Here is a 19,621-nt window from a genome sequence, read left to right on the forward strand (position 1 = left end):
TCGGCTCGTCGCGAGGCGAGCCGAGGTCTCAGGCGTCGATTCCGGTGAGCGGGGACATCAGTTCCCGCAGGTCGGCGCACTCTTCCAGTCGACGGCACGTCGCCGCCAACCGTTCCGCCTCGTCGTTCGAGAGCACGCGCAGGGCGTTGTCTGCGAACTTGGCGGTCAGTTCCTCGAAGGACAGCGGCCGCTGGGGCCCGCCCCGTGTCGTGAGCACTTCGGTCACGACTTCCCTGCCGTCGGCCAGCCGGGCGGTGAGCACCGCCGGGAACTGACGCGGGAAGATCTCTGTGCAGCGCGCGTCGGCGACGACGTCGACCTTGGCCATGATCTCGCGGCGACGCGAGTCCTGGGCCAACTCGTCGCTGTAGTCGTCGAGACCTGCGCCGAGCCCGGATCCGCCGAGCAGTCCGAGCGCCACCGCGTACGGTCCGCTGAACTGCGCCATGTATCCGGTCTCCGGGGTGCGCTTGACCTCGATCGGCTCACCGATCGTGCGCTTGTTCTGTTCGGGCACGCCCAGGACGATTTCGGCGATGTCGTCGACCGTGACGCCCTGCTCGCGCAGCGCCGCGGCCGCGTCGACGGCGGCGTGCGTGAAGTGATTGGCCGGGTACGGTTTGAAGAAGATGCCGGGCACCGACCATTCGACGCCCAGACCGTCGGTGATCTCCGAGGCGTCGAACGTTCCGTGGAGCCATGCCTGGAAGAAGCCGAAGCGGCCTTCGAGGACGGTCGGCGGGCCGGTCAGGCCCAGGCCCACCAGTTCGGCGGCGCTGATCGCCGCGTGCGCGGCCCACCCGCAGTGGATGCGCTTGACGGTGCCACCGGTGCGGTTGGCCTCGATGATGCCCGCGGCCATCGACGCGGTGACGCCGAGGGTGTCGACGATCCGCTTCTCGTCGGCGCCGTCGAGGAGGGCCGCCGCGACGGAGGCGCCCATGGCGCCGCAGATCGACGTCGCGTGCTGACCGTGTTCGAAGAACGTCGAGTTGCCCGCCTCGCGGTCGTAGCCCGCCATGCCGATGCGGACGCACACCTCGAGTCCGACGGCGATCGCGCGGATCATGTCGCGACCGTCGGCGCCCGACCGCTCGGCCGCGGCGAGTGCGGCCGGGACCACCGAGGCGCTCGGGTGCAGGACCGACGGCAAGTGCGTGTCGTCGTAATCGAGCGAATGCGCGAGCACGCCGTTGACGAACGCGGCCTGAGCGGCGGGCAGCGGCTCGGCGACACCGATGCCGGACGTGCCGAGCCCGTCGCGGGCCACCCCCTGGCGGCGGGCCCACTCGCGCGCGGCGCGGGAGGTCTCCAGCGTGCTCGCGGCGGTCGCGATGCCCAGGGTGTCGAGCACACGCATCTTGACGCTCGCGACGACGTCGTCGGGAAGGGCGTCGTAGGAGGTGCCGACCGCGAAGGCCGCGAGCCGACGCGCCAGAGTCTGATCGGTCATCGGGTGCGCACCGCCAGCGGCCGCACCGGGGAGCCGGTCGCACCGAAGATCGGCATCGGGACGAGGACGAAGGTGAACTCGGCCCAGCCCTTGGCCGCGATCTCCTCCAGGTCGATGGCCTCGATGATGTAGATTCCGCTCTCCACCAGCAGGACGCGATGCGCGGGCAGAAGTGCGTGGCCCTCGCCGGGTGCGAGCCGCTCGAAGGCGATGGTGTCGGCGCCCGCCGCGTGGACACGACGCTCGGCGAGCCACCGGGCGCCGGCCTCACCGACGCCGGGGACACCGGTCGGTCCGCCGACGTACGGCGCGCCGTCGGGGAACTTGCTTCCCCAGCCGCTGCGGATGAGGACCACGTCGCCCTCGTCGACGGTGACCGACGCGGCGGACTGCGCGGCCTCCAGGTCGTCGACGGTGATCTCGGTGCCTCCGTCGAGGCATTCGACGCCCTTGAGTCCGGCGATGTCGAGCAGCACTCCTCGTCGCACCATCGGCTCGATCGTGTGCACGCCCAGCTCCACGTACTTGCCGCCGACCCCGGCCTGTGCCGCGTCGACGTCGCCGTACATCTTCCCGTCGTGGGACACGTGCGCCAACGCGTCGATGTGAGTGCCGACGTGGGTGCCCATCGTGATCATGTCGTTGGCCGCGCTGCCGCCGTCGGCGCGCGTCATGTCGCCGTGGCGGCGCGGGAGGGTGTGCCAGAACTGCGGGTGGTTCGGCGATTGCGGCATGCCGACGCGCAGTTCGCGGCCCATGTCGACGATCTCGAGTCCCTGCTGGACCGCTCCGAGCAATGCATCGGTCATCGGATGACCCCGTTCTCCTTCAGTTCGGTGATCTCGTCGGCGGCCATGCCGACGTCTGTCAGTACTTCTTCGGTGTCCTGGCCCAGGTCGCGTCCGGTGAACCGGATCTCGCCGGGCGACCTGCTCATCCGCCACATGACGTTGTGCTGGAGCAGCGGACCGAGGTCGGCGTCGTCGACCTCCACGAGCATCTCCGTCTCCCGGATGTGCGGGTCTTCGACGATGTCCTTCGCGTCGTACACGGGTCCGATCGCGGCGCCGGCCTCGGTGAAGGCGTCGATGACCTCATCGCGGGTGCGCTGGGCGATCCACCCGCCGACGTAGTCGTCGAGCATGTCGACGTGCTCGGCCCGGCCGCCGCCGGAGGCGAACCACGGCTCACCGATCACCTCGGGATGTCCGACCAGCTCCATCACGCGCTCGGCGATCCGCTGGGCGCTGGTGGAGACGGCGACCCAGCCGTCGTCGCTGGTGCGGTAGATGTTGCGCGGGGCGTTGTTCGTCGACCGGTTGCCGTTGCGCTTGCCGATCTCGCCGAGCTGCTGGTAGACAGTCGGCCCGGGGCCGACGGCCGCCATGATCGGCTCGAGCAGGCTCATGTCGATCACCTGCCCCTCGCCGGTGCGATCGCGGTGGCGCAGCGCCATGGTGATCGCACTCGATGCGGCGATGCCGCAGATGCTGTCGGCCAGACCGAACGCGGGCAGGGTCGGCGGACCGTCGGGCTGCCCGGTCGCCGCCGCGAAGCCGCTCATCGCCTCGACGAGAGTTCCGAAGCCGGCCCGCGACGAGTACGGACCGGTCTGTCCGAAGCCGGTGAGGCGGACGAGCACCAGACCGGGATTCTCCTCGAGGAGGACGTCGGGGCCGAGTCCCCACCGCTCGAATGTGCCGGGACGGAAGTTCTCGACGATGACGTCGGCCGTACGGGCGAGCCTACGGAAGACCTCGCCGCCGCGGGGATCCTTCAGATCCAGTGCGACGGTCCGCTTGTTGCGGCTGATCTCCTTCCACCAGATCGGGACGCCGTCCTTGCTGCGGCCGTGGCCGCGCATGTTGTCGCCGTACTTCGGGTGTTCGATCTTGATGACGTCGGCGCCGAAGTCTCCGAGGATCTGACACGCCAGCGGACCGGCAAGGATCGTCGAGACATCCAGTACCCGAACGCCGTCGAGCGGTGCTGGTTCAGTCACTGCGACTCCGTTCCGTTGAGAGAAACATATCTTCTTTCTCGATGATGAAACCGTAGCACAACATCATGTGTGCGGCATCACCAAACCTCAGATACTCGCGGTCTATCGCGATAAAACGAAGGCTAGGCCGGTTTCACAGCCTACATTGAGGCGTTCCGCTCACAGAAACATTTAAGTCCGCCTATATCCGCGGGTGCATCGCAGACCACTCGAGGAGTCACAGATGTCAGACGATCGTCGAACGCCAGACCAGCGCGCGCCGGGCCGTCGCCGAGCACGTCCCTCGCACACCAAAGCCGCCGGCCCGAACCGCGGGATTCCGGAAAGGCGTACAGCCCGGGTGGCCGACCAGGATGCATGACGCCCTGCCCGCGACACGCCCGAGGACTACCGCGTCCACCGACACGTCATCACAAAGTGTTATACACTTCTTCCGTGGGGATACCGATCCGGTTCAACGAGTCGGCATTCCGACACGGCATCACCCCGGACGAGATTCGAGCAGTCATCGAATTCCCTCGATACCGCTCGCGAGCTGTCTCGCGTCGAGATCCATGGCGTGAGGTCTACCTGATCATCGGGCAGATCGACCGAGAAGCCTTGATCGAAGTCGCCGCCGAATTGACACCGGAGCCCGCATGGGAGGTCTTTCATGCGATGCTGCTTCGCCAGACGACAGCAGATCAGGTGCGCGACACGATCGGTACCGCCGCAGACTTCACCGCAGGCAGGACACAGCGAAGACAGGAGAGACGACAATGACCGACGACCCGGCCCTGGACGCACTTGCGGACGACTTCGAACGAGGTGACTTCGATATCGCGCCAGAAACCACAGAACTCACTCCCGCATCCCATTCGCTGCCGATGGGCCGACCGACTCGGCCTCGCGGGTCGTCACCCCTCCGCGCAGTCCGACTACCCAGAGCGCTCGATGACCAGCTCACTTCGTACGCCAACCGCCGCGGGGAGTCGACTTCAGCCGTCGTCCGCGCCGCGATCAGCGAGTACCTCGACCGACATTCGGCGTAATCCGAGCCGAGTACACACCTGATCGCGATCAGGGAAGGCGACCTCCGCACAAAGATGTGGGGGATCCTCGCGCTCGACGAGAGGATCCCCTACATCTCCTATATCTGCCAGACCTTCAGAGTTCGGTCCGCAACGCCGACGCGCAAGGATATGCCAGGGCTAGCAACGTAGCGTTACGCAGCCTGCCCGTGCTTGCTAGCAACGAAACTCTCGAACTCGGCCACCAGATCTAACGTATTCGCCATCGCCCGCATCGTCGTCTCGATATTCGTGACACGGCCGACTGGTGCCGCCCCGCCGTCTCGTAGAGCGCGCTTGGTCGGCTTGTTCAGCCTTCCGTTCACGCCGACGCTCGTGTACTCCCCCTGGACGTAGGACAGGACAGTTGTCGAGTAGAACCGCCCGGCCGACATCAGAAGATTGCCTGTTGCCCATTCTTCAGGGACGAGCAGGAGCGGCTTGCCGCCCACGTGCGGCAGGTAAAGATCACGAGTCACCCAGTCACGGCGCTCCGAGTCCCAGCACCGCGCTCGGTGAATGCTTGCTGACGCACGCAACACCGGGTACTTGTCCATCATGCGGTGCGTAAATTCGGCCAGCGCATCGAACACGATGCGTGTCGTAATGTCCGACGTGATATCGCCGCCTACACCCTCGACGAACAGTGGAATGTGTTCCACCCGCCCGAATACACCGACTTCGAGTAGGCGAGTGACTCTGAAAGGTCCACTCGGCCCTCGGGCGCAGTGATTGGCTTGCCTCCGTTGGCGCGGAGGCAAGCCAAGTTTCTTTTCAGCAGGATTGCCGATGCAACTGCATCACAGCATGCAGCTGACGCAGTTCCAAGCATCTGCATCTCCGCAGGTAGATCAACCAAGCCCGGAGAGGTGCTCCACCTCGTGCCCCATTCGTGCCCCACACACATGCTCATCATGCGGACCGGTCGCCGCGCGCATCGCACGGAGTTGTCGCGCTAATCCTGCACAATGTAACCAGTCGCGAGTCCGCGCGCGACCGCGCATCGAGAGATGCGCACAGGCACGTGCCAGGCAGCTGGTGGATCGCCCGGACCCCGCCGCGGAGGGGGCTTCCGGGGGCGGGCCAGCATCGTTCACGATGCCTGGAGATCTCCGTGTCGAAGCTCGACCTCAGTTCCCTCACCGTCGGGGGCGTCGCCCCCTCTTACATCTCCGTGGAGCACGCCGCGCAGCTGATGGATGTGTCCCACTGGACTGTGCGCCGCTGGATCACCAGCGGTGCGCTGCCGGCCCGCAAGATGCCGTCCGGCGGCCTGCGCATCGCCGTCGCCGATCTGGAGTCCGTCGGAGAACCGGTACGGCCAGACAAGCACGCGGCGTAGATGGCTCACCAGAGAACAGGGGCGGTTACGGGATTCCGTAACCGCCCCTGTTCTGTGTCGTCCCGCCGCTCCTACTCGTCCACTTCTCGCACCTCTCGCCTCAGCACCAGCGCCACCACGGGCTCGCCCACTCGCTGTGGCAGCGGTCCCGGCTCAGTGATCCTCCATGCCGCCGCGTCCTCACCGGCCACCGCTCGTGCGGCATCGGCGGGGTGCTCGAACCTGCCCATATAGCTAGGTCTGCCACTCAGCTCCACCACCTCGGTGATCACCACAGCGCCGATCGCCGCGAATGCCGCCTCGCAACCGTCGACGAGGACCGGCATCCCGGGCGGGAGATGGTCGAGTAGGCGCCGCAGTTCGGCAACGGTGGTCGGTGGCGGGGACGTGGCGTCGTCGGTCACCGCTGCGGGTCCCAGTTCAACCGGGCCCGCCACCGTGTACTCGCCGCGCTCGATCGACGCGCTCATGCCCTCCCAATGGCTGTCGTCGCGCTCCGCCATCAGCGTCCCTCCCTGCTCTGCCGCTCGAACCAGGCGGAAACTGCGCGGCCCGGCCCCTCCGCGATCGGCTTATCCATCCGCACCATGCTCCAGCCTTCGCTCAGCAGCTTCTGCATCCGCGGGTTCAGCTCGCGCATCGTCGGGGCGCTGATCCTGATGCGCCCCTCCCGCGCCAGCGCCCACGCCTCGGCGAAGTCGCGGCACGGCCTGCAGAGCCGCCGTTGGCCGTCGCCCCGGTGCACCGCGGGGATCCGTCCCGCGCACCACTCGCACGTGCGAAGGCTCTGCTTGCGTGCCCAGCCGATCGGGCCACCGAAGCGCGCGACCGGCTGCCCGTCCTGGTCGCACGCGGAGATGCGCAGTTCCCCGAACTTCGACTTCACCTCGCCCACGACGCACTCCGGATCGATCTTCTTGAGCTGTCTCCAACACTGCGCCGTCAGCGCGTACCAGCCGGGACCGATTGACAAGAACCTGTCCGCCTCCGGCATCGCCGCGAGCATCTCCCGCAGCTCAGCCGCGTGCTCACCGGCGTCGAGGAGCCGCCACGGCTCCTGGCGGCGGTACACCGCCCAACCACTGATCTGCCTCGCGATCGGGTTGCCGATCAACGCGGCGTGGCAGGGAAGTTCGGCGACGCGCCCGTCCTCGAACTCCACCCGGATGACGTTCCCGGTGCGGGTGCTCTCCAGCGCCCGCGTCACGGCGCCTCCTCCCCGGCCGCGAGCTCCGCCGCCCGCGCGACCACCTGCTTCGCGTAGGCGTACTCTCCGCGTTCGTGCAGGTCTGCCGTGCTCGCCCAGAGGGCATGCGACGCGAGCTGCGAGACCCTGTCCATCTCACCAGCGCTGATGCGCCTGGACGCGTCCGGCGGCAGCGAGGTCAGGAGGCGATGCAGCGCGGCTGCCTGCTGAGCGACGCGGTACAGGGCGGCCCGGGTCTCGAGATCGCTGCTCACCGCCTGGTAGCCCTGCTGGGCTGCGGCGGCACACTCCACGCAGAGCCGGCGAACGGCTCCGTCCCGCGACCGGTGCAGCACCCCGGTCTTCCCGCACTCCTCGCACAGGTGAGACGCCCGCTGTTCGGCGGCACGAACGAGTGCGCGCATCTGCTGGTAGCGGTCGGTGTGGCCGGAGTCGAAGCGGAAGTCCAAGTCGCCACCCTCTTCCTTGATCTGATGCACCACGTAGTCCGGGTCGACCTCCGCGAGCACCTTGTCGAGGTCGACCAGGATCGAGTGCCAGCCGGGGCCGATCTCGATGTTCCGGCCCCACTCCGGCGGGATCCGGCGCAGGATCGGTGCCAACTCCGGGTGGTCATCCTCGGTGTTCATGCCCTGATCATGGCGCGGCGGGCTGACACTGTCGACGGAGTTCGCGATGCACGTCGCGGTTGCACTTGCATCGGAACCTGCAGTCGCTCAAGTCCATTCGGTACCCGTCAGTCCCTCAAGAGAGGATCGGTGCATGACGGACACCGACCTGATCAGGTATCTCGCCCAGATGCGTGCCGACGCCGAGGCGCGCGGCGACCAGGCCGCGGTCGCGTGGTGCAGGAACTCGACCGAGTGTGTGCACGCAATCGACGCCCAGATGCAGGTCATCCAGGGGCAGATCCTCGCGCTGATCCCGAAGCGGGAGCGGAGCATCCTCAGCGTGGTGGCGGTGACCGAAGCGATGAAGCGGCTGAACGAGGCGGTCGATGCGGCGGCCGCGGACGCGGAACGAGTCGCGGCTGAGGCCCTCGTGGAAGACCAGCGGAGCGATTGGTACAAGCGGTGGGCGGCGAAGCGTGGCTGAGACCGAGCGCTACCGGCGTCGGCTCGCGCTCCTCGACGCCGTCGACGCGGAGATGATGGCGGTACACGAGCGAGTCATGTCCTTGCTGCGCCGCGGTGGGCCCGACGATGCCTACGCCGTGCGCCTGCGGGTGTCCGGCTCCCTCGACCAGCTCGTGGAGGCGGTCGACTCCGCCCTGGGCTATCACGAACGTCCGCGCGCCGATGGTGATCGCGTCGTTCTCGTTGACCGCAGCCGGGCAGAGCCCGTCGAGTCGACGTATCCGATCGCCGACTGGAGGATCGCCGGGCCGCGGATCCTCGCCGCGGCGCTCGAGCGCTGGGCAGCGGAGGGAGGTCGCGTTCAGCTGAGTGGGTCGTGGAGCAGCGGGCGTGGTCACGTAATTACGAGCATCCCCGCGGGTCGGCAGGCCGGGTACGAAGCCTTCGCCTGGTACACACCGGAGCCCGAGGAGCGTGACCGGTGACCGCCTCCGCCGACCTCGCCGTCATCCTCGCCGTCGCGGTCGCCATGGTGCTGCTCGTGGTCGCCGGCCTCGGCGCGGCGTTCCTCAGTCCCGAGTGGCTGTCCCTCTACACCCCGGCCATGGCGCTGCCCGTACTCGCGCAGGGTCTCGCGACTGGACTGCGCTGGCGCGCCGCCGATCCCATGAGCAAGGAAGCACTGTGACCGACACCAAGACCCTGACCGACCTGATCCCCGGCGGCGGCACCGTCGAGCTCACCGTCACCGCGCGCACCTCAAACCTCGACATCGAGAGCACGATCCTCGCGGCGCAGCGGAAGCAGGCGACTGTCGTGCACAACCGCCTGGCCGAGCAGGTCGCGTCGTGGCGGCGCAGCCTCTACGAGATGCGCGCCGAGCTCGGTGGAGAACCCGCACCTGAGTCGCACACCAGCACCCTGCCGCCGGTTCCGATGCCGGGACGGATGCGCTGCTGGGAGACCAGTGACGCGGTCTGGCTGCAGTGGGTTCCCGTCGGGGAGACGCTCGACCTCGATCACGCGGTCGCGCAGCGGATCCCGGTGAACGCAACGGACACGGACGCCGACCTTGAGGCTGCGGCTCAGCGGTGGCTCACCGGTTACGGCTGCCCGCCCTCCGGCACGATCGAGTGGGTGCTGCCGCAGCTCCGGACCCACCGCGACAGGTTGGCCGATGCCCTGGGCTGAGGTACCTCCGCTGCGGTGTGAGCGGTGCGGTGCACCGTTCGGGCCGAAGCGAGTGCTCGTCGGGTGGGAGCCGGGCACTCCCGGTAACCGCACCTACTGCTGCCGGAGCTGCGGCCACACCATGCGGGTGCCGGCCGACCAGCTGCAGCACCGAGAGGTGCCGGCGCCGCGGAGAAGACGCTGACCACTGCTCGGGTTGGTGATCGGAGCAGCAGGCGCGGTTCTACACCGCTCGCGGAGGGGCGGTGGGCGTGACTCCGAGGTCGGTGAGTAGATCGCGGATCCGTGTCTCGATCTCGTCGCGGATCGGCCGGACCGAGTCGACGTCTTTCCCTGCTGGGTCAGGCAGTTTCCAGTTCAGGTACCGCACACCGGGGAAGTACGGGCACGCGTCGCCGCAGCCCATCGTGATCACGACGTCGGAGGACTCGACGGTGTCGGGGAGGAGGATCTTCGGGGTCTGGTCGGCGATGTCGATCCCGACCTCGGCCATGGCAGCCACGGCGGCGGGGTTAACCGCGTCCGCGGGTGCGGAGCCGGCCGAACGGACCTCTACCTGGTCTCCGCCGAGGGTGGCGAGGAACCCCGCGGCCATCTGGGATCGGCCGGCGTTGTGCACGCAGACGAACAAGACGCTGGGCTTGGACATCAGTGGGAACTCCTCGGAGCGGTTGAGGCGGCGGGTTCGTCGCCGACGGAACGGAAACGGCGACGCAGGGCGAGTGAGACGTAGACGAGGGCGACCAGGACCGGCACTTCGATGAGCGGTCCGACGACGCCGGCGAGGGCCTGTCCGGATGTGGCGCCGTAGGTGGCGATCGCGACGGCGATGGCGAGCTCGAAGTTGTTGCCCGCGGCGGTGAACGCGAGCGTGGTGGTGCGCTCGTAGCCCAGGCCCATCGCGGCGCCGAGCAGGTAGCCGCCGCCCCACATGATCGCGAAGTAGGCCAGCAGCGGCAGCGCGATGCGGACGACGTCCCAGGGGCGAGAGGTGATCTGCTCTCCCTGGAGCGCGAAGAGGATGACGATGGTGAACAGCAACCCGTACAACGCCCACGGCCCAACACGGGGCAGGAACTTCGCCTCGTACCAGTCGCGGCCCTTGGTCTTCTCCCCGATGCGGCGCGACAGGTAGCCGGCGAGCAGCGGGATGCCGAGGAAGATCAGCACGGACTTGGCGATCTGCCACGGCGAGGTGCTGATGGTCGTCTGTTCCAGGCCGAGCCAACCCGGGAGGAGCGAGAGGTAGAACCAGCCGAGGACGGCGAACATGATGACCTGGAACACCGAGTTCAGGGCGACGAGGACGGCGGCGGCTTCGCGGTCGCCGCAGGCGAGGTCGTTCCAGATGATCACCATGGCGATGCACCGGGCGAGCCCGACGATGATCAGCCCGGTGCGGTACTCCGGCAGGTCGGGCAGGAGCAGCCAGGCGAGCGCGAACATCAATGCCGGGCCGACGATCCAGTTCAGCAGCAGCGAGCCCAGCAGGAGCTTGCGGTCGCCGGTGACGGTGTCGAGGCGGTCGTAGCGGACCTTCGCGAGCACCGGGTACATCATGATTAGGAGCCCGAGGGCGATCGGCAGGGAGATGCCGTCTACCTGAATCTTCTCGAGCGCGGTGTTCAGGCCGGGTATCCACCGGCCGAGCAGCAGCCCGGCCATCATCGCCGCGACGATCCAGACGGGTAGGAACCGGTCGAGGGTCGACAGCTTGCCGACGACCGGTTGGTCGGTGGCGGGCGCGGTCACTGCGGGCCGCAGTCGCACGCGGCGGTCGTGGCGACCTGCTCACCACCGAAGGTCTCAGCGTCGGCGAGCACCGTGTAGACCTCCCACCGCTCGCCGCCCGGGCCGGTCACCCACACCTTGTCCTGCGTAGCGAAGCAGCATGTGGTCCCGATTTCCTCCTCGGTGAACATCTCGGCCTCGGTGAGGCGCGCGATCTCGGCGTGCACCGTCTCGCTGGACTCGACCTCGACGCCGAGGTGGTTGAGCGTTCCGCCGTGGCCCGGATTCTCGATCAGGACCAGCTTCAGCGCGGGGTCGGCGACCGCGAAGTTCGCGTATCCGGGCTTGACCTTCGCCGGCTCGGTGTTGAAGAGCTTGGAGTAGAACTCGATCGACTCCTCCAGGTTGTCGACGTTGAGGGCGAGCTGCGTGCGGGACATGGCACCTACCTCCGTAGCTTTGAGACGTTTATCGAATCGCTTCCACGACCTGTTCTACGCCACCTCTTCGACATATGTCAACGAGGTGCGTACGATCGGCTTCATGCCCAAGACGCTGCCCGTGATCGACATGACCGACCCAGTCTGCTGCGCTCCGGTCGCCGCAGCACCGGCCGATGACGCGGCGGCGCTGGACGTAGCGATGCGCCTCAAGGCCCTCGCAGATCCGGTCCGCGTGAAGCTGCTGTCCCTGCTCTTCACCTGCGGCGAACCGTGCACTACCGGCTCCCTCGCAGCTGCGGTCGACCTCGCGGAGTCCACCGTGAGCCATCACCTCGGGCAACTGCGTACCGCGGGCTTCGTGACCTCGGAGCGACAGGGCATGAGCGTGCACCACACGCCCCGCCGCGACGCGCTCACCGCGCTCTGCAAGGTGCTCGACCCCAGCTGTTGCTAGCGCCAGCTCGACCTCGAAGGTCGCACAAGCGGCAGGTGGAGACCGGCCGACTCGGTCGCCGTGACCACATGGTCTTGTGACGGCGACGCCAGCGCATGTACACGCGCCAACCTGCCCGATCGCGTCGCTGATTCCGGGTTGAATAGGCCCTGAGCATTCGAGGTTCCCGACGACAGTACCGGCACGCTCGGGGTTGAAGCAGAGGAGTCCCCCCGTGCCCGAGAGTCGACACCGCTACCTATACGAGCGTCTGGGCGATCACGACTTCCAGCAGCTCGTCAACGCCCTGCTCGCCGCGCAGTTCCCGAACTTCACGCCTATGGCGCTACGCCAGGCCGACGGCGGCATCGATGGCCTGCGCAAACTCGGCCCGGCGTCGGTGCTGATCTACCAGGTCAAGTGGTCCGTGTCCGGCTCGGAGAAGAATCCCGTCAGCTGGCTGGACGCCGTGGTGAAGAAGGAGCTGGACAACCTGCGGCGGCTAGCGGCGGAAGGCGTGCGTCACTACGTCCTGGTGACGAACGTGCCGAGCACCGCTAAGCCTGGGACCGGCAGCTTCGCAGCGCTGAACAAGAAGTTGGACGCGTACGCCGAGGAGCTCGGCTTCGAGGAGATGTCGTGCATCTGGCGCGAGGCGCTCAACTCGTGGCTGGACAACTCCGAGAACTCGGTCAAGTGGGCCTACGCCGACATGCTCGCCGGCTGGGACCTGATCCGGTTCCTAGTCGCCGAACAGGTCGGAGCCACCAAGAACCAGGCGGATCGCAAGCTGATCCGACAGGTCGCCGCGTCGCAGTGGGACGACGACCAGCGGGTCAAGTTCAGCCAGGTCGAGGTGGACCGGAAGAGGATGGTGGACCTCTTCGTCGACGTCACCGCTGAGCTCGTGCACTCACCGGAGAAGGCCCGCGCCCAGAGCCTCTCCTCGACGGAACTCGGCGGCGCTGCACATCACCTGCTACACACGCCGGCGCCGTTCACGCTGGTGCGAGGCGCTCCGGGCCAGGGCAAGTCCACCCTCAGCCAGTACATCTGCCAGGTACACCGCAGCGCGTTCGTGCCGGAATCAGAGAGGCCCAAGACGCTACCTGCGCTGGACAATCCTCGGTTCCCGATCCGGTTGGACTTGAGCGACTACGCGCTGTGGCTCGCGGGCATCGATGTGTGGGATCAGTCCGATGACCGCAAGCCGAAGCGGGATAGGGCGCGCAAGGGCGAGAAGGCGACCGTCGAGTGCTTCATCGCTGACCTCATGACACACGCGAGCGGCGGCATCACCGCCACTGCCGACACCGTGCACGGCATCTTCGAGCGAGTTCCCAGCCTCGTTGTGCTCGACGGACTCGATGAGGTCGGTAGCGCCAGTACCCGGCGGCGGGTCGTCAGCGAGATCGACGCGTTCGCCAGCCGAGGGAAGGCCTACACCGAGCCGCTCAAGGTCGTTGTCACCACGCGTCCGAGCGCGGGCGAGCTCCCGGAGCCGGCACTGGACAAGTTCGAGATCATCACGCTGAAGCAGCTCACGGGCGAGCAACGGGCAGACTACCTGCGCAAGTGGTGCGCGGTCCGGGAAATCAGAGGCAAGGACGGCCGGGAGCTGCGGAAGAGCTTCAACGAGAAGAGTCGCGAACCCTACATCCACGAACTCGCCGGCAACCCGATGCAGTTGACGATCCTGCTGGACCTGCTCCACCGTCAGGGCGCGGCCACCCCGACACAGCGGACCGACCTCTACGACACGTACGTCGACCTTCTCCTCGCCCGCGAGGCGAACAAGCACCCCAAGGCTGTTCGCGACCACAAGGAGGAGCTGCTCGAGATCATCCCGTTCCTCGGTTGGTACCTGCACGCGCACACCGAGGAGTCGCAGATCAACGGCCGCATGAGCATCAACGACCTCAAGGCAGCGATGCGCCACTTCCAGCGCACCTACGGCAACCAAGAGTCGATTGTGGACGAGCTCTTCGTAGGCATCAGCGACCGTCTATGGGCACTGACCAGCCAAGTGGACGGCACCTACGAGTTCGAGGTTCTCTCCCTCCGGGAGTACTTCGCCGCCCGGTTCCTGTACCGGAACGCAGGCGAGGACAACCCCCCCTTCGATAAGGCGATTGTCCTGCGGGAGCTCCTACGCCGCCCGTACTGGCTCAACACCGCCAGGTTCTACGGCGGCAACGCGAAGGGCAGCGACGTCTACGTCCTGGCCGCCGGCATCGAGCAGGAGTTGCCCCACACGTCGGCGCCCGCGTCGTACCTCGCCGCGTGGGCACTACTGACTGACGGCGTGTTCCAGCGTCGACCACACGAAGCGCGCAAGGTACTGACGGCACTCTGCGCCGACACGGGGGTGAACGTCCTACTGTCCGCGCTCGACCGCCGAGACATCACGCACCTGCCCGAGCTGCCAAACCCCACGGACGCCGGCGCTGACCCGACGTGGTCACGGCTGACGACACTGATCAGCAAGAACCCGAGTGACACCGCCAACCCTCAACGTGTGCGGGTGCTCCGCGAGTTGCTCAACCAGCGCAGCGAGTTCGCGAAGTGGTGGTACGAGCAGCTCGCAGCAGCGATCGGCACGGAGCAGCAGAACGCGTGGCTCGCGATCGGAGCCTGTTGCGAAGCCGGAGCCGGGATCACCGTGGACTTCGAGGACATGGACCTCTCGGACGGCGCCGCCGAGCTCTTCCTCAGTACAGGCCTGGCCCCAACCCCCGGAGACTCGTTCGAGACCGCGCTGCTCGCCGCGGTGCTGAACGGCGAGTGCCCGCGCGTCACGTCGACCTCCTCCATGCCAGCGCAAGTCGCCGCGGCGCTGGCACCCGGGGAGTTCTTCACCAGCTCCACCACCGGGTTCATCTCCGGTGACGCCCGAGCGAAGCGCCGCCGGTCTGAGGCCATCACGCAACTCCGGAAGGCCAACTCGCCGTGGGAGGAGATCGCCAAGACGCGCGGGTACAAGCCCGGGTACAAGGGCAGCACCTTCCCGTGGGCCGACACAGCCACAGCCGTGCACGATCATGTCGGACGCTGCTGGACCGCTTCGGAGATCGCGATCATCGGCGCCGCGTCCCCGTTCAAGGTCGCGCACACCAAGCGACCCGAGTCCACCGCGTTCGGGCCGACAGGTCACCCGTCCGAACTCCTCGCGCAGTCGCGGACCAACGCGGGCAAGGCCAGCTGGTGGCGCGAGCAGCTGGGGACAGTCCACTCCGACCTCGAACGAGCAGAGTGGGCGTTGGCGCTGTGGTGCGTCGCGACGGGCCCAGTGGTCTCCGAACTGCTGCCCGAGCTCACGGAGGTTCTCGCGCAGCTTACGAACTCGCGGCGGCGGACGGTCCTACGTGCGGCGGAGCAGATTGCGCGCTTCGGCTGGCTGGAGAGGCGGCCGGTCTCCGGAAGTACGACCAACGCGGAGCTGGACGCACTCAACCAGCTCCGGGTACCCGTACCGTCGACCGAACCAGGCGACGGCACCGGATCGAGTAATCAGACACCACTGCCCTCCCTCCTCAGCGTCGCTCGCGCGGACCGGTGGCTCAAGGTCGACTCGCAGTCCGTGTACAAGTAGCTGTCGCGGCCGGCAGTGAGTAGTGAACCCCAGGAGATCGATGCCGAGAGCAGACGGACTTGCCGGGTGCCATTCCGGCGCACTAGCTCTACGCGCCGCGGCGGTCGATCAGCGCCGCCTCGGTGATCGCCGTGATCCGGACGCCGCCGGCATCGATGGCGACTGACTCGGGGTCGCCGTCGTGCGGCCACACCGAGTCGGAGAAGCCAGCCGCAAGCACGCGTTCCAACGCGGCGTGGAGGTCCGGCACCGTCACCTCGAGCACCACGGGGAGAGCGCGTTCGCCGATCGCGACGTCGAGCGTCGTGTCGCCGACGCGCAGAGTCGTGGCCTTGGTCTCGGTGTCATCGCGGCGGACATACAGAAGCCAGGTCGGAGCGCTGGTTCCGGAGAGCGCGGCGAGCGCGGCGACGATCTCGGATGCGTCATCGGCCTCGGCGAAGAGCAGGACGCGGGACAGAAAGGGCACGGGGCCTCCTCGGGGACAACACCGCCGCACCCGGGGATCAGGTGCGGCTAGCGTTGCTGGTGTCCGCGCTGCATGGCCAGACTCTATCTCGCGTCGGGATCAAGTCCGCATCCCGAGGTACCACATCTAAGAATCTGGTACCAGGTGTCGCAGCCTCCTTGAACAGCAGGTCAGGAGGTACCATATCTAGGTACCACTTCTTCAGGGCTTCACAGGGGGATCAACACATGAGTCGGGTCGCGTTCTACGCACGCGTCAGCACCAAGGGGCAGAGCCTCGATCAGCAGCGTGACGCACTCGCCGCCGCGCGCATCACGCCCGATCGCGAGTTCGCCGAGAAGCTGTCCGGAAAGGCCGGCGTCGAGCGCCCGGAGTACACCGCCGCTGTGGACTGGCTCCACGAAGGCGGCGAGGGCGGTGTCCTCGTCGTCGCGGCGATCGACCGACTCGGTCGATCCGTCGCCGAGGTGGCCACCACCATCGCCGAGCTGACGGCGGCGGGCATCGCGGTCCGGTCGCTGCGCGACGGCGTCGACACCAGCACCAGCGCCGGCCGGCTCGTGGCGAACGTCATGATCTCCCTCGCGGAGTACGAGCTCGAAGTAGGGAGGGAGCGCCGTGCAGCCTCTCGTGCGGCGCGGAAGGCTCGGGGACTGAACCCGACCCGGCCGCACAAGATGTCGCCCACCGCCCGCCGCGAGATCGCGGAGCGCTACCGCGACGGCGAGCCGCTGCAGCACTTGATGGCCGCGTACGGCGTCGGGCGCAGCACGGTGATCCGGTACGCGCGCGAGCACGGATGCCTCAAGACGGCGTGAGCTACGGGTTGAGCTCGTAGCGCCCGCCGATGCCGTACCCGCGCCCCACGCACCATTTGCCCGACACCAGCAACATGGTGTCCGCATGACCTCACGCACCCCGTTCCAGCACGCCGTCGCCGACCCCGGCACCCGTCGTGACATCGCCCGCGCCGTCGCGGACGGCACCCCCGTCGACCAACTCGCCGAGGAGTTCGACATCGCGCCGAGCACCGTGCGCAGGTACGCCGAGGAGTGGGCCGATGTGCAACGCACGATCCGCAACCTCGACCACTGGGAGCGCGAGTCGATCACCCTGGCCTGCCGCCGCGGGGGCCGGCGGCGGTGGGAGCGCGAGCTCGGTGTCGACGCGGTACGCGAGCTGCTCGACGAGCACTGACCGCGACCTGTGAAAGGCTAGATCCATGACCAGCAGGAACACGCCCCTGATCGCCACGCTCGTGGCCGCGTTGGCAGTGTCGGCAGTGTCGGCCTGCTCGTCGGCTGTCGAGGGACAACCGGTCGCGGTGCCGACGACAGGGAGCTCGTCCGCGACGGCGGCAGCCGCGGGTACCTCTGCCGAGAGCCCCTATGTCGCGGTGACCGTCGCTCCGCCGCAGGTCGGGACCGACCGCGTGCAGTACGGTCGCCTCCCCTACCCGGGTGTCGCGATCGGGCAGCACCAGGCGAACGGCCGCACCAAAGACTGCACTCTCGGCCCGCAGGTTCGGTCAGGGGCGCGGGTCGGGTTCCTCACTGCCGGCCACTGCGATCGAACCCCGCATGGACAAGTCTTCACGTTCGCCGACCCCGGCGCCCAGCAGCCGGTCCTCGTCGGAGTACTCACCGACACCGATGTGAGTACTGCGCCCTCCCCCGACCGGGATGTCGCCGTGCTCTGGACCACCGCTACCGATCCCACGTCCACCCGCATCGCGGGCAAGTATCCGATCGTCGGGGTCATGCCCACCGAACAGGTGCGAAGACTCCCCGCTGGGACTCCGGTCTGTGTCGACGGCGCCTGGGCTGGCGTCCGCTGCAGCGATCTCATCAGCGCCGGAGAGCTGATCCGCTACCAGCGCACCACTGAGGACGGCGACTCTGGCGGCCCGGTGTTCGTCGTCGACCGCGCAGGCCGCGCAACGTTGATCGGTCTCCACCGCGGCGTCGACGAGGTGGCTACCCACGTCGGAGAGGCGACGGTCCTCGCTCCCACGCTCGCCTACCTCAACGCCACCGCCACCACCGCGTAGACGCGCCGCGCCTCAGGCGGTCTACCTGCGGAAATCCTGGCACGCTGGATCGCATGGCACCCAGTGGAGAACATCGTCCGGAGAAGCTCGGCCAGGCCGAGGTGCGCGCCGCCGCGATCGCGACGGGTAACGCGGCCACCGTGCTGCGCGAGCGCGTCACCAGCCTCAGCCGCGTCGCTTCGGGCAAGACGGTCAACGAACAGCTAGAGCTCATCACGCAGCAGGCCGGCATCGCCGAGAAGGTCTCGAAGAACCTCGGGGTCGTCGCCGACGCGTTGAAGATCCGCGAGGACGCGGCCAGGGCGTGGAACCGCGATGCGGCGAAGGACAGCGAGATCAAGGCCGCCGAGGCGGCCGTCGCCGCCGCGAAGCAGAAGCTGAAGGATGCCGCGGCGGCCAGCGGTGATACGTCGGCGGCCTCGACCGAGCTGGAGAACGCCCAGAACAAGCTAGGCGAGTTGGTCCGTAAGCGGCGCGCCGCCGACAAGGCGTACGACGACGCCGAGAAGAAGGCCGCGGAGAAGCTCGGCGAGCTGGAGGGCGAAGGAACCGGCGGCGTGCAGAGCGGCGACCACGGCCGCGTTACGCCTGGCCCCGGCACCGGAGACAAGCCCGAGACGTCCAGTGGTGGCGTCACCGCTCCCGGTGCTGGTTCGCCGCGCCCCTCGGGCGAGAACGGCAAGCGCGACGACCCGAGCAAGAAGACGGCCGGCACCGGCACAGGGGCCTCGAAGCCGAGCGCCGCCCCGTCCACCACCCCGTCGAGTACGAAGCCGGCCGAGACCGAGGGCAGCACCGCCACTCCGGAGAGCGCCGCCGCCCTCGCCGCCCTCCTCGGCCAGCAGCAGCAACCGCAGGCGCAGCAGGCCGCACAGCCCGCCGCCTCCACCCCGACGGCGTCCGCACCGGTCGCGAGCACCCCGCAGTCGGACAAGGGCAAGGACACGTCGCAGTCGAAGTCGAACTCTCTGGACAAGCTCCTCGGCCCGGACGGTGTGATCGACGTGGGTGACCTTGCCACGCTGGGCGTACCGCTCACGAGCGGCGGCACCGTGGCTCCGGCGAGCCACACGTCGACGCCCGCTGTGGCCGTCACCCCGACCTCGCCCGCCGCGCCATCGACGCCCTCGACTACGGGCTTGAGTGCGAGCTCCACTGCGAACGCCCAGGCTCCGACAAGTGGCACCAGTGCGACCGGCCTGCACACGCCGACCGACGTGTCGGGGCGCAGCGGTGAGCCGCGCTCCGCCTTCTCCGTCGGACCCGAGACCAAGACCAGTGCGGGCACGAACACTTCCAGCTCCGCGGCGCCGGCCCATGTAACCGGAGCTCGGCCGATGGGCGCCGGCGGAATGCCCATGATGGGGCCGATGGGCGCCATGGGCGGGCCGGGCGGCGCAGGTAGGGGCGACAAGGACCGGGAGCAGACCGTCAGCGCGCCGGGCAGCGAGCAGAGCGAGATCATGCACGGTCGGCACAGCGCGGCGGAGGCCGTTCCCGGCGGCACGATCGCACGGGGAGACGGGCGGCGGAGCGGGCCGCCGGCCGACGCCGCGTAGCCGATCGATAACGCACCCACCACG

At 68.1% G+C, this 19,621-nt stretch carries 24 protein-coding genes; 13 read left to right on the plus strand and 11 right to left on the minus strand.

Annotation, left to right across the window (positions count from 1 at the left end; all coding sequences use genetic code 11):
• Positions 1–28 precede the first annotated feature (28 nt).
• Genes BKA16_RS18830 through BKA16_RS18840 form a run of 3 tightly spaced genes read right to left on the minus strand, consistent with a single transcriptional unit; the run spans position 29 to position 3,455 of the window.
• The gene (locus BKA16_RS18830) at positions 29–1,453 is read right to left on the minus strand and encodes an MmgE/PrpD family protein (RefSeq protein WP_183372108.1); all 1,425 of its coding nucleotides are present in this window, start codon (positions 1,451–1,453) and stop codon (positions 29–31) included.
• The gene (locus BKA16_RS18835; RefSeq protein ID WP_183372109.1) at positions 1,450–2,262 is read right to left on the minus strand and encodes a cyclase family protein; all 813 of its coding nucleotides are present in this window, start codon (positions 2,260–2,262) and stop codon (positions 1,450–1,452) included. Before BKA16_RS18835 ends, BKA16_RS18830 begins: the two co-directional genes overlap by 4 nt.
• Entirely contained in the window at positions 2,259–3,455 is a 1,197-nt protein-coding gene (locus BKA16_RS18840) for a CoA transferase (RefSeq protein WP_183372110.1), read from the minus strand. The genes BKA16_RS18835 and BKA16_RS18840 overlap by 4 nt, the downstream gene beginning before the upstream one ends.
• Positions 3,456–3,890: 435 nt before the next feature.
• Between BKA16_RS18840 and BKA16_RS18845 the strand changes: the two genes are divergently transcribed.
• Positions 3,891–4,217: a hypothetical protein gene (locus tag BKA16_RS18845; protein ID WP_183372111.1), complete on the plus strand. Its 327-nt coding sequence runs from the start codon at positions 3,891–3,893 to the stop codon at positions 4,215–4,217.
• Between the two features lie 104 nt (positions 4,218–4,321).
• Positions 4,322–4,486 carry a ribbon-helix-helix protein, CopG family gene (locus BKA16_RS24345; RefSeq protein WP_382427696.1) on the plus strand — a complete coding sequence of 55 codons (165 nt, stop codon included), beginning with the start codon at positions 4,322–4,324 and terminating at the stop codon, positions 4,484–4,486.
• Positions 4,487–4,659: 173 nt separating this feature from the next.
• Here BKA16_RS24345 and BKA16_RS18855 read toward each other — a convergent pair whose 3' ends face one another.
• Complete coding sequence (locus tag BKA16_RS18855; protein ID WP_183372113.1) at positions 4,660–5,166, minus strand: hypothetical protein; 507 nt, start codon at positions 5,164–5,166, stop codon at positions 4,660–4,662.
• Positions 5,167–5,618: 452 nt separating this feature from the next.
• Between BKA16_RS18855 and BKA16_RS24105 the strand changes: the two genes are divergently transcribed.
• Entirely contained in the window at positions 5,619–5,846 is a 228-nt protein-coding gene (locus BKA16_RS24105; RefSeq protein WP_183372114.1) for a helix-turn-helix domain-containing protein, read from the plus strand.
• Positions 5,847–5,917: 71 nt separating this feature from the next.
• Here BKA16_RS24105 and BKA16_RS18865 read toward each other — a convergent pair whose 3' ends face one another.
• From BKA16_RS18865 to BKA16_RS18875, 3 genes are read right to left on the minus strand one after another with little or no spacing between them, the layout of a single operon-like run.
• Positions 5,918–6,349, minus strand: coding sequence for a hypothetical protein (locus tag BKA16_RS18865; protein ID WP_246371821.1), 432 nt, complete (start codon positions 6,347–6,349; stop codon positions 5,918–5,920).
• Positions 6,349–7,053: a hypothetical protein gene (locus BKA16_RS18870; protein WP_183372115.1), complete on the minus strand. Its 705-nt coding sequence runs from the start codon at positions 7,051–7,053 to the stop codon at positions 6,349–6,351. The genes BKA16_RS18865 and BKA16_RS18870 overlap by 1 nt, the downstream gene beginning before the upstream one ends.
• Positions 7,050–7,682 carry a hypothetical protein gene (locus tag BKA16_RS18875; protein WP_183372116.1) on the minus strand — a complete coding sequence of 211 codons (633 nt, stop codon included), beginning with the start codon at positions 7,680–7,682 and terminating at the stop codon, positions 7,050–7,052. Before BKA16_RS18875 ends, BKA16_RS18870 begins: the two co-directional genes overlap by 4 nt.
• Before the next feature lie 133 nt (positions 7,683–7,815).
• On the opposite strand from BKA16_RS18875, the gene BKA16_RS18880 reads away from it, so the two are divergent.
• Genes BKA16_RS18880 through BKA16_RS18895 form a run of 4 tightly spaced genes read left to right on the plus strand, consistent with a single transcriptional unit; the run spans position 7,816 to position 9,320 of the window.
• Positions 7,816–8,148, plus strand: a complete 333-nt coding sequence (locus tag BKA16_RS18880) for a hypothetical protein (protein WP_183372117.1) — start codon at positions 7,816–7,818, stop codon at positions 8,146–8,148.
• A complete protein-coding gene (locus tag BKA16_RS18885; RefSeq protein WP_183372118.1) occupies positions 8,141–8,614 on the plus strand; it encodes a hypothetical protein in 474 nt (157 codons plus the stop codon). The genes BKA16_RS18880 and BKA16_RS18885 overlap by 8 nt, the downstream gene beginning before the upstream one ends.
• Positions 8,611–8,817: a hypothetical protein gene (locus BKA16_RS18890; protein ID WP_183372119.1), complete on the plus strand. Its 207-nt coding sequence runs from the start codon at positions 8,611–8,613 to the stop codon at positions 8,815–8,817. The genes BKA16_RS18885 and BKA16_RS18890 overlap by 4 nt, the downstream gene beginning before the upstream one ends.
• Positions 8,814–9,320 carry a hypothetical protein gene (locus tag BKA16_RS18895; RefSeq protein ID WP_183372120.1) on the plus strand — a complete coding sequence of 169 codons (507 nt, stop codon included), beginning with the start codon at positions 8,814–8,816 and terminating at the stop codon, positions 9,318–9,320. Before BKA16_RS18890 ends, BKA16_RS18895 begins: the two co-directional genes overlap by 4 nt.
• Positions 9,321–9,543: 223 nt before the next feature.
• Here the strand turns inward: BKA16_RS18895 and BKA16_RS18900 are convergent, their stop codons facing one another.
• From BKA16_RS18900 to BKA16_RS18910, 3 genes are read right to left on the minus strand one after another with little or no spacing between them, the layout of a single operon-like run.
• The gene (locus BKA16_RS18900; protein ID WP_221246919.1) at positions 9,544–9,969 is read right to left on the minus strand and encodes an arsenate reductase ArsC; all 426 of its coding nucleotides are present in this window, start codon (positions 9,967–9,969) and stop codon (positions 9,544–9,546) included.
• Positions 9,969–11,072: an ACR3 family arsenite efflux transporter gene (arsB, locus tag BKA16_RS18905; protein ID WP_183372121.1), complete on the minus strand. Its 1,104-nt coding sequence runs from the start codon at positions 11,070–11,072 to the stop codon at positions 9,969–9,971. Before arsB ends, BKA16_RS18900 begins: the two co-directional genes overlap by 1 nt.
• Positions 11,069–11,491 (minus strand): ArsI/CadI family heavy metal resistance metalloenzyme, encoded by a 423-nt coding sequence (locus BKA16_RS18910; protein WP_183372122.1) that lies wholly within the window; start codon positions 11,489–11,491, stop codon positions 11,069–11,071. Before BKA16_RS18910 ends, arsB begins: the two co-directional genes overlap by 4 nt.
• A 103-nt stretch (positions 11,492–11,594) precedes the next feature.
• Here BKA16_RS18910 and BKA16_RS18915 point away from each other — a divergent pair, with 103 nt between their 5' ends.
• Together BKA16_RS18915 and BKA16_RS18920 are read left to right on the plus strand one after the other, a co-directional pair.
• Entirely contained in the window at positions 11,595–11,948 is a 354-nt protein-coding gene (locus BKA16_RS18915) for an Rv2640c family ArsR-like transcriptional regulator (RefSeq protein WP_183372123.1), read from the plus strand.
• A 214-nt stretch (positions 11,949–12,162) separates the two neighbouring features.
• Positions 12,163–15,519, plus strand: coding sequence for an NACHT domain-containing protein (locus tag BKA16_RS18920; RefSeq protein ID WP_183372124.1), 3,357 nt, complete (start codon positions 12,163–12,165; stop codon positions 15,517–15,519).
• 88 nt (positions 15,520–15,607) lie between these two features.
• On the opposite strand, the gene BKA16_RS18925 is transcribed toward BKA16_RS18920, so the two are convergent.
• Entirely contained in the window at positions 15,608–15,988 is a 381-nt protein-coding gene (locus BKA16_RS18925) for a hypothetical protein (RefSeq protein WP_183372125.1), read from the minus strand.
• A 227-nt stretch (positions 15,989–16,215) separates the two neighbouring features.
• On the opposite strand from BKA16_RS18925, the gene BKA16_RS18930 reads away from it, so the two are divergent.
• The 4 genes from BKA16_RS18930 (at position 16,216) to BKA16_RS18945 (ending at position 19,597) form a co-directional block, all read left to right on the plus strand.
• Complete coding sequence (locus BKA16_RS18930) at positions 16,216–16,806, plus strand: recombinase family protein (protein WP_183372126.1); 591 nt, start codon at positions 16,216–16,218, stop codon at positions 16,804–16,806.
• 85 nt (positions 16,807–16,891) lie between these two features.
• The gene (locus BKA16_RS18935; RefSeq protein WP_183372127.1) at positions 16,892–17,185 is read left to right on the plus strand and encodes a helix-turn-helix domain-containing protein; all 294 of its coding nucleotides are present in this window, start codon (positions 16,892–16,894) and stop codon (positions 17,183–17,185) included.
• Between the two features lie 25 nt (positions 17,186–17,210).
• Positions 17,211–18,038 carry a S1 family peptidase gene (locus BKA16_RS18940; RefSeq protein ID WP_221246921.1) on the plus strand — a complete coding sequence of 276 codons (828 nt, stop codon included), beginning with the start codon at positions 17,211–17,213 and terminating at the stop codon, positions 18,036–18,038.
• 53 nt (positions 18,039–18,091) lie between these two features.
• Positions 18,092–19,597, plus strand: coding sequence for a hypothetical protein (locus tag BKA16_RS18945; protein WP_183372128.1), 1,506 nt, complete (start codon positions 18,092–18,094; stop codon positions 19,595–19,597).
• Positions 19,598–19,621: the final 24 nt, after the last annotated feature.

Origin of the sequence: Gordonia humi (assembly GCF_014197435.1) — a bacterium.
Lineage (GTDB): Bacteria > Actinomycetota > Actinomycetes > Mycobacteriales > Mycobacteriaceae > Gordonia > Gordonia humi.